Source organism: Streptomyces fungicidicus, from assembly GCF_003665435.1.
Classification (GTDB): Bacteria; Actinomycetota; Actinomycetes; order Streptomycetales; family Streptomycetaceae; genus Streptomyces; species Streptomyces fungicidicus.
In genome coordinates this window covers 2,684,396-2,697,804 of record NZ_CP023407.1, presented here as the reverse complement: position 1 = coordinate 2,697,804, position 13,409 = coordinate 2,684,396, and the positions used below count along the sequence as shown (strand labels likewise).

Annotated in this window: 9 protein-coding genes; 6 read left to right on the top strand and 3 right to left on the bottom strand. The window is 72.7% G+C overall.

The genetic code is table 11. The features are described from left to right. Positions 1–7: 7 nt before the first annotated feature. Positions 8–2,620 carry an aminopeptidase N gene (pepN, locus tag CNQ36_RS12115; protein ID WP_121545993.1) on the bottom strand — a complete coding sequence of 871 codons (2,613 nt, stop codon included), beginning with the start codon at positions 2,618–2,620 and terminating at the stop codon, positions 8–10. 173 nt (positions 2,621–2,793) lie between these two features. Between pepN and CNQ36_RS12110 the strand changes: the two genes are divergently transcribed. Then, positions 2,794–3,294: a DUF1203 domain-containing protein gene (locus tag CNQ36_RS12110; RefSeq protein WP_121545992.1), complete on the top strand. Its 501-nt coding sequence runs from the start codon at positions 2,794–2,796 to the stop codon at positions 3,292–3,294. Positions 3,295–3,445: 151 nt separating this feature from the next. Next, the gene (locus CNQ36_RS12105) at positions 3,446–4,183 is read left to right on the top strand and encodes a dienelactone hydrolase family protein (protein WP_121545991.1); all 738 of its coding nucleotides are present in this window, start codon (positions 3,446–3,448) and stop codon (positions 4,181–4,183) included. A gap of 130 nt (positions 4,184–4,313) precedes the next feature. Here CNQ36_RS12105 and CNQ36_RS12100 read toward each other — a convergent pair whose 3' ends face one another. Further along, positions 4,314–5,330 carry an aspartate-semialdehyde dehydrogenase gene (locus tag CNQ36_RS12100; protein ID WP_121545990.1) on the bottom strand — a complete coding sequence of 339 codons (1,017 nt, stop codon included), beginning with the start codon at positions 5,328–5,330 and terminating at the stop codon, positions 4,314–4,316. 330 nt (positions 5,331–5,660) lie between these two features. On the opposite strand from CNQ36_RS12100, the gene CNQ36_RS12095 reads away from it, so the two are divergent. Continuing rightward, positions 5,661–6,200, top strand: a complete 540-nt coding sequence (locus CNQ36_RS12095) for an RNA polymerase sigma factor (protein WP_121545989.1) — start codon at positions 5,661–5,663, stop codon at positions 6,198–6,200. 1 nt (position 6,201) lies between these two features. Further along, the gene (locus tag CNQ36_RS12090) at positions 6,202–7,314 is read left to right on the top strand and encodes a hypothetical protein (RefSeq protein ID WP_121545988.1); all 1,113 of its coding nucleotides are present in this window, start codon (positions 6,202–6,204) and stop codon (positions 7,312–7,314) included. 61 nt (positions 7,315–7,375) lie between these two features. Here CNQ36_RS12090 and CNQ36_RS12085 read toward each other — a convergent pair whose 3' ends face one another. Beyond that, positions 7,376–10,687: a S8 family serine peptidase gene (locus CNQ36_RS12085; protein WP_121545987.1), complete on the bottom strand. Its 3,312-nt coding sequence runs from the start codon at positions 10,685–10,687 to the stop codon at positions 7,376–7,378. A gap of 251 nt (positions 10,688–10,938) precedes the next feature. Between CNQ36_RS12085 and CNQ36_RS12080 the strand changes: the two genes are divergently transcribed. Both CNQ36_RS12080 and CNQ36_RS12075 read left to right on the top strand, forming a co-directional pair. Next, positions 10,939–11,391, top strand: a complete 453-nt coding sequence (locus tag CNQ36_RS12080; RefSeq protein WP_004931318.1) for an NUDIX hydrolase — start codon at positions 10,939–10,941, stop codon at positions 11,389–11,391. Between the two features lie 248 nt (positions 11,392–11,639). Next, entirely contained in the window at positions 11,640–13,403 is a 1,764-nt protein-coding gene (locus CNQ36_RS12075) for a TIGR03767 family metallophosphoesterase (RefSeq protein ID WP_121545986.1), read from the top strand. Positions 13,404–13,409 lie beyond the last annotated feature (6 nt).

Below are 13,409 nucleotides of genomic sequence, written 5' to 3'. Positions count from 1 at the left end.
GGATCCGCTAGGACGCCGCCGCGTCCGCCGCCTGGGCGCGCAGGGCGCGCTCCACGCCCGCGCGGGACTCCGAGACCAGGCGGCGCAGGGCCGCGTTGGGCTCGGCGCCGGTCAGCCAGGCGTCCGTCTTGTCCAGAGTCTCGCCGGTGACCTGGACACCCGGGTAGAGGCCGATCGCGATCTGCTGGGCGATCTCGTGCGAGCGGGACGCCCAGACGTCCGCCAGCACCTCGAAGTACCGGTCCGTGTACGGCGCCAGCAGCTCGCGCTGGTCGGTCTGGACGAAGCCGGCGATGACCGCCTCCTGGACGGCGTTCGGCAGCTTGTCGGACTCGACGACCGACTCCCACGCCTCCGCCTTGGCCTCCGGGGTCGGGCGGGCCGCACGGGCGGTCGCGGCGTGCCGCTCGCCGGCCGCCGTCCGGTCCCGCTCGTACTCGCCGGCGATCTCCGCCTCGTCGAACCGGCCCACCGCCGCCAGCCGCTGCACGAACGACCAGCGCAGCTCCGTGTCGACGGCCAGCCCCTCGACGGTCTGCGTGCCGGCCAGCAGCCCCTCGAGCAGGTCCAGCTGCTCCGGCGTACGGGCCGTCGCCGCGAACGCCCGCGCCCACGCCAGCTGGTGGTCGCTCGCCGGCCGGGCGGACCGCAGGTGCGCCAGCGTGGCGTCGGTCCAGCGGGCCAGCAGGGTCTCGCGGGCGGCCGGGTCGGCGTACAGGTCGACCGCCAGCTTCACCTGACGGTGCAGCGACTGCACGACACCGATGTCGGACTCCTTGCCGATGCCCGACAGCACCAGCGACAGGTAGTCGCGGGCGGCGAGCTCCGCGTCCCGGGTCATGTCCCAGGCGGAGGCCCAGCACAGGGCGCGCGGCAGGGACTCCGCGAAGTCACCGAGGTGCTCGGTGACGAACGCGAGCGACTGCTCGTCCAGGCGGACCTTGGCGTAGGACAGGTCGTCGTCGTTGAGCAGGACGACCGCCGGGCGGGCCTTGCCGACCAGCTGCGGCACGGCCGTCAGCTCGCCGTCGACGTCCAGCTCGACGCGCTCGCCGCGCACCAGCTTGCCGTCGGCGCCCAGGTCGTAGGCGCCGACCGCGATGCGGTGCGGGCGGAGCGTCGGCTCGCCCTTCGCGCCCGCCGGGAGCGCCGGGGCCTCCTGGCGGATGGCGAAGGAGGTGATCACCCCGTCCGCGTCCGTCTCGATCTCCGGGCGCAGCACATTGATGCCGGCCGTCTCCAGCCACTGCTTCGACCACGCCCTGAGGTCACGGCCTGAGGTCTCCTCCAGCGCGCCCAGCAGGTCGGACAGGCGCGTGTTGCCGTACGCGTGGCGCTTGAAGTACGCCTGCACGCCCCGGAAGAACTCGTCCTCGCCGACGTACGCGACGAGCTGCTTCAGCACGGACGCGCCCTTGGCGTACGTGATGCCGTCGAAGTTGACGAGCACGTCGTCCAGGTCGCGGATGTCCGCCATGATCGGGTGCGTGGACGGCAGCTGGTCCTGGCGGTAGGCCCAGGTCTTCATGGAGTTCGCGAACGTCGTCCACGAGTGCGGCCAGCGCGATCCGGGCGCCGCGGCCTGGCAGGCGATGGAGGTGTAGGTGGCGAACGACTCGTTCAACCACAGGTCGTTCCACCACTCCATGGTGACCAGGTCGCCGAACCACATGTGGGCCAGCTCGTGCAGGATGGTCTCCGCGCGCACCTCGTACGCCGCGTCCGTCACCTTCGACCGGAAGACGTACTGGTCGCGGATGGTCACCGCGCCCGCGTTCTCCATCGCGCCCGCGTTGAACTCCGGCACGAACAGCTGGTCGTACTTGGCGAAGGGGTACGCGTAGTCGAACTTCTCCTGGAACCAGTCGAAGCCCTGCCGGGTGACCTCGAAGATCGCGTCCGAGTCGAGGAACTCGGCCAGCGAGGGACGGCAGTAGATGCCGAGCGGGACGGACTGGCCGTCCTTCTCGTAGACGCTGTGCACGGAGTGGTACGGGCCGACGATCAGCGCCGTGATGTACGACGAGATGCGCGGGGTCGGCTCGAACGTCCAGACGTTGTCCGCCGGTTCGGGCGTCGGCGAGTTGGAGACGACCGTCCAGCCCTCGGGCGCCTTCACGGTGAACTGGAACGTCGCCTTGAGGTCGGGCTGCTCGAAGCTCGCGAACACCCGGCGGGCGTCGGGCACCTCGAACTGGGTGTACAGGTACGCCTGGTCGTCGACCGGGTCGACGAACCGGTGCAGACCCTCACCGGTGTTGGTGTACGCGCAGTCGGCGCTCACCCGGAGGATGTTGCGGCCCTTCAGCAGGCCGGGCAGGGCGATACGGGAGTCCGCGAAGACCTCGGCGGGGTCGAGGGAGTCCCCGTTGAGGGTCACCTCGTGCACGGCGGGGGCCACCAGGTCGATGAAGGACTCCGCGCCGTCACCGTCCTCGGCGACGTCGAAGCGCACCGTGGTCACGGACCGGTAGGTGCCTCCCCCACTCTCGGCTTCGCTCGAGCGGGAGGTGCCCCCACCCTGCGCGCCGGAGAGGTCGAGATCGATCTCGTACGAGTCAACGGTCAGCAGCTTCGCCCGCTGCCGCGCCTCTTCGCGAGTCAGGTTTGTGCCAGGCACGCGGTCATCTCCTCGTTATGTGTGGGTTGCGTCATCCTTCCACGCGACGACCCGATCCGGCGTCGACGGAGCCGGACCATGGGGATACCCCTGTGTCCGCCGCCGGGAGAGGGGCCGGCTCGACGTCCGGATTCCGCCGGTGGGGCGGCGCGCCGGGAGGCAGCCTGGGGGACATGACGACCCGCACCGCACGTCCCGTACCCCCCTCGGTGGTCAGGGAACTCCTGGTCACCGACGACGCCGGCCGCCCGGCCGTCCCGCACACCGACGACGAGGGCGGCGCCCCGCTCCGCTGCTGCCTGCGCCGCAGCCGGCCCGGCGAGCGCGTCGCCCTCGTCTCCTACGCGCCGCTGCGCCGCTGGGCGGCCGGGACGGGTACGGACCCCGGCGCGTACGACGAGCAGGGCCCCGTCTTCCTGCACGCCGGGGAGTGCGCGGGCCCGCAGGGCACGGACCTGCCCTTCACCCACGCCCACCGCGTCCTGCGCCGCTACTCCGCCGACGGCCGCATCCTGGGCGGCCGCCTTGTCGGGGCGCCGGAGGACTTCGCGCCCGCCCTCACCGAGGCCTTCGCCGACCCCGCGACGGCACTGGTGCACGTACGGGCCGTGGAGTACGGCTGCTTCCTCTACGAGGTGCGCCGGGCCGGCCCGGACGACACGTCTCAGCCGTGAGTGACGCGGATCTTCGACCGGCCGCGCGGGAGCTCCCCCCCAGTCGTCCACGAAACGGGCGGCGAGGCCGTGCCGGGCGGGCACGCGCGCTGTTCTGCCAGCGGCAGAACAGCGGCCGGGCCGGGCTCGGCGATCACTACGGTCCTGTCTCATGACGGCGATTACGACGCGTACGGTCGAGTACCCGGCGGACGGTTTGACGATGATCGGGCACCTCGCGCTCCCGGCCGGTACCGACCGCCGGCCCGCGGTGTTGCTCGGACCGGAGGGCATGGGGCTCAGCGACGTCGAACGCCGCCGGGCCGATGATCTCGCCGAACTGGGATACGTAGCGCTGGCCATCGACCTTCACGGCGGGCGCTACTTGGGCGACCCCGAGGAAATGCTGGCCCGTTGCCTGCCACTGCTCGCTGATCCCGACCGGATGCGGGGCATCGGCCATGCGGCGCTCGACGTGTTGCGCACCGAACCGCGGACCGACCCCGACCGGATCGCCGCCATCGGCTACGGCACCGGGGGTGCCATCGCGCTGGAACTCGGGCGCGACGGCGTCAACCTGCGCGCGATCGGGACAGTCAACGCGACTACCACGGGCCGACCGGGCGAGGCGGCGCGCATTCGCTGCCCGGTGTGGGCCGGGGTCGGATCGGAAGACCCGATCATGCCGCCCGCGCAACGGAACGCGTTCACCGCCGAGATGCAGGCCGCGGGCGTCGACTGGCGCCTCACGGTCTACGGCGGCGCCTTACACGCCTTCCACCACCCGCCGGTCGACCACCCCACAGTCCCCGGCGTCGGCTACCACCCACAGCACGCGCAGCGAGCCTGGCGCGACGTCGTCGACCTGCTCACCGAGTGCCTGCCCGTGACGGACGGGCTGAGGGCATGACCCAGGCAAACAGCCTGGCGCCAGGCCTGTTCCGCGTCGTGCACCGACAGTCCCCTCCCTGAGCCGGCACGCGGAAGGCGGGCGCGCCCCGTGAGGAGCACGCCCGCCTTCCGTACGGCGTCGGGGGCGGTCAGCCGCGCAGCTCGGCCGCCACCAGCTCCGCGATCTGCACGGCGTTCAGCGCCGCGCCCTTGCGGAGGTTGTCGTTGGAGACGAACAGCGCGAGGCCGTTCTCCACCGTCTCGTCGGGGCGGATGCGGCCGACGTACGACGGGTCCTGGCCGGCGGCCTGCAGCGGGGTCGGGATGTCGGTGAGGACGACACCGGGGGCTTCCGCCAGCAGCTCCGTCGCGCGCTCGACGCTGATCGGGCGGGCGAAACGGGCGTTGACCTGCAGGGAGTGCCCGGAGAAGACCGGGACGCGGACACAGGTGCCGGAGACCTTGAGCTCCGGGATCTCCAGGATCTTCCGGGACTCGTTGCGCAGCTTCTGCTCCTCGTCGGTCTCGTTCAGACCGTCGTCGACGAGGTTGCCGGCGAGGGGCAGCACGTTGAAGGCGATGGGGCGCTGGTAGACGGCGGGCTCGGGGAAGTCGGCCGCCGAGCCGTCGTGGGTCAGCTTGTCGGCCTCGTCGATCACCTTCTGCGCCTGGCCGTGCAGCTCCGCCACGCCAGCGACGCCGGAGCCGGACACCGCCTGGTAGGTGGCGACGACCAGCGCCTCGAGGCCCGCCTCCGCGTGCAGCGGACGCAGCACCGGCATCGCGGCCATCGTGGTGCAGTTCGGGTTGGCGATGATGCCCTTGGGGCGGTTCGCGATCGCGTGCGGGTTGACCTCGGAGACGACGAGGGGGACCTCGGGGTCCTTGCGCCAGGCGGAGGAGTTGTCGATCACGACCGCGCCCTGCGAGGCGACCTTCTCGGCCAGCGCCTTCGAGGTCGCGCCGCCCGCGGAGAACAGCACGATGTCGAGGCCGGTGTAGTCGGCGGTGGACGCGTCCTCCACCGTCACGCCGTCCAGCTCCGTGCCGGCCGAGCGGGCCGAGGCGAACAGGCGCAGCTCGGTGACGGGGAAGTTCCGCTCCTTGAGGATCCTGCGCATGACCGTGCCCACCTGACCGGTGGCTCCGACGATTCCGACCCTCACGGCGACTCCCTCTGTCCTGATTCGTATCCGTATGCCTGGCCGAGGCTCTTCCATCATGCGGCCGACCACGGCCCGCCTGTCCAATTCTTTGCGGAGACTGCCCGCCAAGTGGGACGCCCCGGCAGCGACCACCGGTTGCGGACCTTCGGCCGTCACCCCTCTGAACTGCAGAAATTCAGCCTTCGGGGGTCGTGGACCGCAAGGTCCCCTGCCCTGTCCGGTACCGGCCACACGGAGGTGTGACGTACGCCTCGGCAGGCCGCGGAGAACCCGGCCGAACGTTCCGGGCGGGAGCGGCGTCGTAGGAGAAACAGCGTGAGGGGGTGGGCAGTGCTGCGCGGAAGGATCCGGCGCGGCCGGGGGCCGTCGTCCGTCGCCACGGACGACGACCCGCTGGACGCGGCGCAGGAACGCCGGGTGCGGGCGGTGCTCGCACTGGGCGGGGTCCCGCAGGGGGACCTGCCGGACGGGGTGCAGCAGGTCCGTCTGCGGCTGCTGGAGCGCGCCGCGAGCGGGCGGGAGGCGCCGCGGGACGTCTCGGCGTGGGCGGCGGTGGTCGCCTCCAACCTCGCCATGGACTGGCACCGGGCCAAACGCCGCCAGGAGCGGCTGGGGGAGCGCCTCGCGTCGCTGCGCCCGGCGGAGGCGCCCTCCGGCGAGGAGAACAGCCTGCTCTCCCTCGCCGTCGCCCGCGGGCTCGACGAGCTGCCCGACGCGCAGCGCCAGGTCGTCGTGCTGCGCTTCTACGCCGACCTGCCGGTGCGGTCCATAGCCGAGCAGCTCGGCGTCCCGGAGGGCACGGTCAAGAGCAGGCTGCACACGGCGGTGCGCGCCCTGCGCGCCCGCCTGCACGAGGACGAGGTGGTGTGACATGACCGCCCACGAGGAACACCGGGACCCGTCCCACGAGGACGCCGAGTACGACGGCATGGACGCGCTGATGGCCGCCATCCTCGACGAGCCGCTGCCCGCGGGGGCAGCACAGGACCCGGCGCTCACGGCCGCGCACCGGGCGGCGGTCGCCGACATCGGCGTCCTGCGGGAGCGCCTGGCACTGATCGGGGACGCGCTCGCGGGCCCCGCCCCGGCCTCCGGCACCCCGGATGCCGCGACCGCGGACCTTCCCGCCCCGAAACCGACCGACACGGAAGCCCCCGGCACACCGGCCGCTCACAGGGCACCGGCCGCCACGGAAGACTCCGGCGCGCCTGTCGGGCGCGGGGAGGCGGCCGGTCGGGAAAGGAGCGGTGAGCCGTCCGGGCGCGGGGAGTCGGACGACGGGGGAGTGGCCGGTGTGCGGCCGGGGCGAGACGGGGACGGGCGGTCGGGCGGTGGGTCGCGGCCGCAGGACGGGGCGCGCTCCGGGGGCGGGGCGGGGTCCCGGCAGGGGGCGGGGTTCGGGGGCTCGGCGGCCGCCCGGTCGGGGGTGAGGGGGCCCGGTGGGGGCGGGCCTCCCGGAACGGGCGGCGGCTCCCGCGGGCCGCACCGCCGCCGGCGTCCCCTGAGGGTGGCCCTCGGGGCGCTCGCCGCCGCTGCCGCCGCCACCGTCGTCGTCGGCATGGGCTGGCTGGTGGCGCAGCCGGGGGGCGGACTGTCCGGCTCGGCGGAGGACAGCGCAGCCGCGCAGTCGGACGCCAAGGAGGCCGCCGGCGTCGCCTTCGGCAGCCCCCGCTACCTCGCCTGCGCCCGTCTCGTCGCCGAGGGCACGGTGCTGGCCGTGGAACCGGCGCCGGGCGCCGGGGCGGAACGGGTCACCCTGGCCGTGAGCCGCTACCACAAGGGCGGGGGAGGCGACGAGGTCACCTTCCTCCGGGACCCCGCCGCAGGCGATCCCCCGCTGCACGACGGGGACCGGGTGCTGATCGGCATGCCCGTGGACGGCGTCCACCCGGACGCCGTGGTCGTCGGGGAGGCGGACATCGCCGCCGAGCGGGCGCGGATCATCGCCTCGCTCCCCGAGTCGCGCACCCTGAGCTGCGGCTGAGCACGACGAAGGGGCGGGCGCCCGTCACGGACGCCCGCCCCCTCACTCGTCGGTGAACCCGTTACGGGACGACCTTCTCGATCGCCACGTTGCCGAGGCCCGCGACCGTGCCGCGCGTGTTCACCAGCTGCACGCGCCCGAAGAAGGCGCGTCCCTCGGGAGCCGCCGCCGCGACGGTGACGTCGCCGGAGACGGTGGCCGAGTCGCCCGTGCCCAGCTTCACCGGGGCGGAGCCGTCGACGGTGACGGAACCGAGCGTGGCGGAGAAGAACACGTCCCGGTAGTCGTAGTCCGTCGAACCGGCCGGGACGGAGTAGCCCACGACCTCGATGGTGTAGGTGCCCGCCGCCGGGGAGGCGACGGAGACCGACTCCTCCGAGTCGCCGTCCGCGGACTGGGCGACCCGGGTGCCCTTCTCGTCGTAGACCGCCAGGTCCAGGTCGGCGGCGGTGTCGGAGACGTTGCCGATGGCCACGTCGAGCGACGCGGCGCCCGCGGGCACCTCGACCGTCGTCTCGTGCGTCTCACCCGTCCGGATGGCCGGACGCTCGGTCCTGGACGAGCCGAGCGGGCCGCCCACCAGCTTGCCCTCCAGGCCGGCGAGCTCGTTCGTCACCTTCCAGGTGGCGGTGGCCGGCGTGCCGATCTTCGCCTCGGGCACCGTCACGGTCTCCGGGTCGAAGTTCGCGGCGAGCACGGCGACGTCCAGCTTGTACGGGTTGTCGAGCAGCGGCGACGTACGGCGCGACTCGACCTCGATCTCCCAGACGCCCGGCTGCGGGTCCGCGTAGGAGCGCACGTCGGGGCGGCAGGTGTTGGCCGGGTTGTTGTAGTTCGGGTAGCAGTTGACCGTCGACGTCGGGTCGGCCGGGACGCCGTACGGGTGGATGGCGATGAACCGGGTCTGGCTCGTGGCCTTCAGCCCGCTCATCGCGATCTCCAGCGTCTTCGCGCCCTCGGGCACGGTGACGAAGTAGGAGGTGGTGCTGTTGCGCTGGGCGGTGCCGGAGGCGGAGTAGGTGTACTTCAGCGGCGCCGAGACGACCACGGTGGTCAGGATCTGCTGGTCGACGCCCTCGGTGCGCGGGTCGTCGACCTCGAGGATCGCGCTCTTGATGCCGGCCGAGCCGGGCGCGGCCTGGACCTTGACGGTCACCGGCTTGTTCAGCGGCAGCACGACGTCGTCGTCGCCGACGACGCGGAAGGTGCGGCCCGCGTTGTTCTCCAGGTCCAGCTTGTGCCGGAGCGCGCGGTCGGGACCGGACGTACGGGTGATCGTGATGTCGTACGTCTTCTTCTGCCCGGCCTTGAGGCCGCCCTCACGGTCGTACAGTCCGGTGCCCTGGCCCGGGGTCTTGAGGAACTGGTCGATCGCGGTGTCGACCGGCGCCTTCACCGTGTACTGGTGCGCGGTGGCGCCGTCGCGGATGGCGTCCCAGGCCTCCACGACGTCGATGAGGCCGGAGCCCTCCTCGTAGGCCTGCACACCGCTGATGTGGCCGGCGGTGGAGGTGAGGGCGGTGCGCAGCTTCGCCGGGGTGAGGTCGATCCGCTTCTGCTTCGCCGCGGACAGCAGCAGCGCGGAGGCGCCGGCGGCCTGCGGGGACGCCATCGAGGTGCCCTGGAGCATGCCGTAGCCGGCCGGGAGGTCGTAGCCGGCCTCGGCGACCGGGGCGCCCGGCATCCAGGTCTGGATGGTGTTGATCGCCGCGCCGGGCGCGGTCAGCGTCGGCGTGAAGCCGCCGTCCTCACGCGGACCGCGCGAGGAGAACGGCATCATGGCGTACTTCTTCTCCACCACGGAGCCGTAGTTGGCGGCCCAGGTGTCGCGGGAGACGGACGCGCCGACCGAGATGACCTTGTCGGCCAGGGCGGGGTCGCCGATGGTGTTGGCGCCGGGGCCGGAGTTGCCCGCGGAGATCACCAGCTGGACGCCGTAGGTGTCGATCAGGCGGGTGTACAGCTCGGCGCGGGCGTTGTTGCCGTCGTTCAGCGCCGGCAGGCCGCCGATGGACATGTTGACGATGTCGACGCCGCGCTCGGTGACGAGGTCGATCATGCCCTCGGTGAGCGCCACGTTGGTGCAGCCGCCGGACCAGGTGCAGGCGCGCGACGAGACGATCTTCGCACCGGGGGCGGCGCCGGACATCTTCCCGCCGAACAGGCCGTTGGCGGCGGTGATGCCGGCGACGTGCGTGCCGTGCTCGGACTCGATGACGCCGACGTTGACGAAGTCGGCCGTCTTGCCGACCCAGTCGCCGCCGTAGGGGTCCATCGGGACGTCCTTGCGGATCTCCACGACGAACGGCTGGCGCTCGACGACATCGGTCTTCGGGTCGTCGGTGCCGAAGTACCCGACCTGGAAACCGTCCTTGTACGGCTTCATGGGGGTGTCGTCGGTGAAGTCCTGGTTGTTGTTCAGGTCGACGCGGACCGTGCCGGCGGCGGCGTCGTAGAGCATGCCCCAGGAGTCGGTGGTGTCGCCGTCGCGGTTGGCGTCACCGGCCGCGTCGCCCCCGACGGTGTACGACTCCAGGAAGGTGCTGACCTGGTACGAACCCGCCGGGGCGGTCCAGGTCCTGCCGTTGTAGCCGAAGGTCGGGCCGGAGACCGAGGAGACCATCGGACGCCAGGTCCGGTCGCTGTCCAGGATCGGGTCGGTCGCCGTCACCCAGTCGACGATTTTGCGCTCGCCGGTGGTGGTCTTCTGCAGCGCCGGGTGGCCGAGGTCCACACCGGAGTCGAGGATGCCGATGGTGACGCCGCGGCCGTCCGCCTTCGGGTTGTCCTCGACGAACTCGACGGCGCCGGTCTCGAAGGACGGGTTGTACGGGTTCTTCGCGGGCGTCCGCTTCCCCGGCGCGGGGTAGCTGGCGTCGCCCTTGCTCCCGGCCTTCTTCGTGGTGTCCGCGCCGGGCGTCGGGTCGTCCAGCGGGATCTCCTCGCGCAGGTCGACGCCGTGCACGGAGGAGAGCTTGGTGGCGGCGGCGATCGCCGCGTCCGCCTTGCCGGTGGGGACGGTGGCGCGGACGTAGCCGAGCTTGTCGTGGGTCCGGCCGACCGAACCGCCCTTGACCGCGTCCAGTTGGGTGGCGACCTGCTCGGTCTGCCCCGGAGCGGTGGCGATCATCATCGTGACGTTCTTGGCGCCGTCGGCCTTGGCCTCGGCGAGCAGGTCCGCGTCGTCGGCGCCGAGCTTGGCGTGCGCGGACTTGACGTCCGCGTCGGCGGGCACGGCGGGCGGCGTGTCGGCCGCCATGGCCAGGGGGATCGGCCCGGCCGCGGAGAGCGCGGCGACGAGACCGGCGGCCACGGCGATACGGGCCGCGCGTCTTGCGCCCGGTATCGCGTCGCTCTTGGGGGAGTGGGTCATCGGCATCCCTTGAAGTAAAGGAACGATCGTGGAGCGACCCGAGCCGATCGACCCTGGCCGCGACAGTCCGGAATGTGATCCCGGACGAGCATTGAGCCTTTCGTAAGGGGCCGATGTTTGGCGAGTGTTGGCCGAATCGAAATGGATGTATGGGGAAAACCCCCGGTACCCGTATGGGGGGATGAGCCCCCGAACGCGACAAGTCGCCCCGAGGGGGCGCCCGGTACCGGACAGCGCGTTAACGTCCCCGGATGCGACGGAATCTGCGGGTGGCGGCCTACGCCGTGGTGGTGCGCGACGGACAGTTCCTGCTGGCCCGGTCACCGGGCCCCGGCGGCGTCCCCGAGTGGGTGCTGCCGGGCGGCGGCATGGAACACGGTGAGGACCCCTACGACACCGTGCGGCGGGAGGTCGAGGAGGAGACCGGTTACCACATCGAGGTCACCGGACTCCTCGGCGTCGACTCCACCCGGCGCACCTTCCCCGCCCGCTTCGGCCGCGCCGTGGACCACCACGGCGTACGGCTGGTCTACGAGGGCCGGATCACCGGCGGCGCCCTGCGCAACGAGATCGGCGGCTCCACCGAACTGGCCGCCTGGCAGCCGCTGGAGGCCGTTCCGGACCTGGTCCGCATCCGCATGGTCGACATCGGCCTGCGGCTGTGGCGCGAACGCCCCGCGGCCGGCCGGGTGGACACCCCCTAGAAGGGCGGCCGCCCCCGCCGAGATGAACGCAAAGTGACCGCTCCCCGGCCGGCGCGGGAGCGGCCGGCGACGCCCGCGGGGGCCCCGGAGCGGCCCTAGATCCACGTACGGCGATCGGCGTCGCGCGTTGCCGTCTCGTTCACGCGCAGGTCATTCCCGGTGCCAAGCATCCAGTACGAGCGGGACGTTCGCCCGGCGGGCGCCCCGCGACCACTGCCGACGCGTTCGCACCCGGGGAGACAAGCGCCATGTCGCGCACACGCTCAGTCGCCGGCTCCACTGGACCCCACCGTCGATCCCTGCTCGCCGCCACCGGAGCGGTGGCCCTCTCCGCCGGCGCCGGGTACGCGCTGTGGCCCGGCGACGGCCGGGCGGCGGCCGCGGAGGGCCCCGCTCCCGGCGCCGAGGAGGCCGTGCCCGCCTCCAGCCGCCGGGCACCGGCCGCCCCGCTCGCCCCGTACACCCGCGGCACCACCCTCGCCGCCGCGGCGGTCCCGCGCCGCGGACCGGGGTACCGGCGCCTGACCGAAGGGCCGGGCTGGGGCCGGGTGGTGCGCGACGAACTGGCCGGAGCGCGCTCCGGCCGGACCGCCCGCCGGACCACGCTCGCCGCGTTCGTGCAACTCACCGACCTGCACCTCATCGACACCCAGCACCCGCTGCGCCTGGAGTACCTGCGCTCGGCCGACGTACACGCCTGGCGGCCCCAGGAGGCCCTGACCGTCCAGGGCGCCGTCTCCCTGGTGGAGCGGGTCAACGCGCTGCGGGGCGCCCCCGTCACCGGATCCCCGCTGCACTTCGCGATGACCACCGGCGACAACACCGACAACAACGCCCGCTCCGAACTGGAGTGGTTCCTGACGGTGCTCAGCGGCGGCCGGGTCACCCCCAACACGGGCGACCCGCGCCACTACGAGGGCGTCCAGAACAGCGGGCTGCGCCACTACTGGCACCCCGACACCGCGCTCCGCGACACCGACAAGCAGCTCGGCTTCCCCCACCTCGACGGCTTCCTCGCGGCGGCCGTCCGCGAGGTGAACAGCCCCGGCCTCAACCTGCCCTGGTACTCCACCGTCGGCAACCACGACACCATGCCGCTGGGCTGCTACGCCTCCCACGGCGACTCCCGCCTCACCGAACTCGCTGTCGGCGGCCGCAAGCTGATGGACGTGCCGGCGGCCGAGGCGCACCGGCTCCAGCAGTCCATCAAGAAGGCCACCGACCCCGGCGGCGTGCGGTACGGCGACTTCCTGGCCGCCCACGCCCGCGCGGCGCGCTCCGTCACCCCCGACGAGAGGCGCGCCCCCTTCACCCCGGCCGAGTACCTGCGGGCCCATCTGGACCCCGCCCACCAGGGTTTCGGCCCGGTCGGCCACGGCTACTCCGCGGAGAACCTCGACGCGGGCACCCAGTACTACGCCTTCCGGATCACCGACGACGTCCTCGGCGTCAGCCTCGACACCACCGACCCCGGCGGCCACTACAACGGCTCCCTCGGCACCGCCCAACTCCGCTGGCTGGAGCGGACGCTCCGGGAGAACGAGGACTCCGTCGCCGTCGTCTTCAGCCACCACACGAGCACGTCGATGAGCAACACCCACCCCGACCCGGCCCGTCCCGACGAGCGGCGCCACCCCGGCGAGGAGCTCGTCGCGCTGCTCGGCAGGCACCGGAACGTGGTCGCGTGGGTCAACGGGCATGTCCACCGCAACGCGATCACCCCGCACACCGGGTCCGGCGGCTCCTTCTGGGAGATCTCCACCGCCTCCCACGTCGACTTCCCCCAGCTGGCGAGGATCGTGGAGCTGGTGGACAACAAGGACGGCACCCTGTCGCTCTTCACCACCCTCGTCGAGTCCGCGGCCCCGCACCGCACCGACTTCACCGACCTCTCCCAGACGGGCCTGGCCGCCCTCTACCGCGAGCTCTCCCTCAACGCCCCCGGCGCCCGCACGGACCTGGCCGGTGACCCGGGGGACCGCAACACGGAGCTGGTGCTGCGGAAGCGCTGAGCACGG

Coding starts and splice junctions, on each gene's coding strand:
- CNQ36_RS12085 (WP_121545987.1), bottom strand. CDS start 10,687: ATGACCCACTCCCCCAAGAGCGACGCGATACCGGGCGCAAGACGCGCG.
- CNQ36_RS12110 (WP_121545992.1), top strand. CDS start 2,794: ATGACGACCCGCACCGCACGTCCCGTACCCCCCTCGGTGGTCAGGGAA.
- CNQ36_RS12080 (WP_004931318.1), top strand. CDS start 10,939: ATGCGACGGAATCTGCGGGTGGCGGCCTACGCCGTGGTGGTGCGCGAC.
- CNQ36_RS12090 (WP_121545988.1), top strand. CDS start 6,202: ATGACCGCCCACGAGGAACACCGGGACCCGTCCCACGAGGACGCCGAG.
- CNQ36_RS12105 (WP_121545991.1), top strand. CDS start 3,446: ATGACGGCGATTACGACGCGTACGGTCGAGTACCCGGCGGACGGTTTG.
- CNQ36_RS12075 (WP_121545986.1), top strand. CDS start 11,640: ATGTCGCGCACACGCTCAGTCGCCGGCTCCACTGGACCCCACCGTCGA.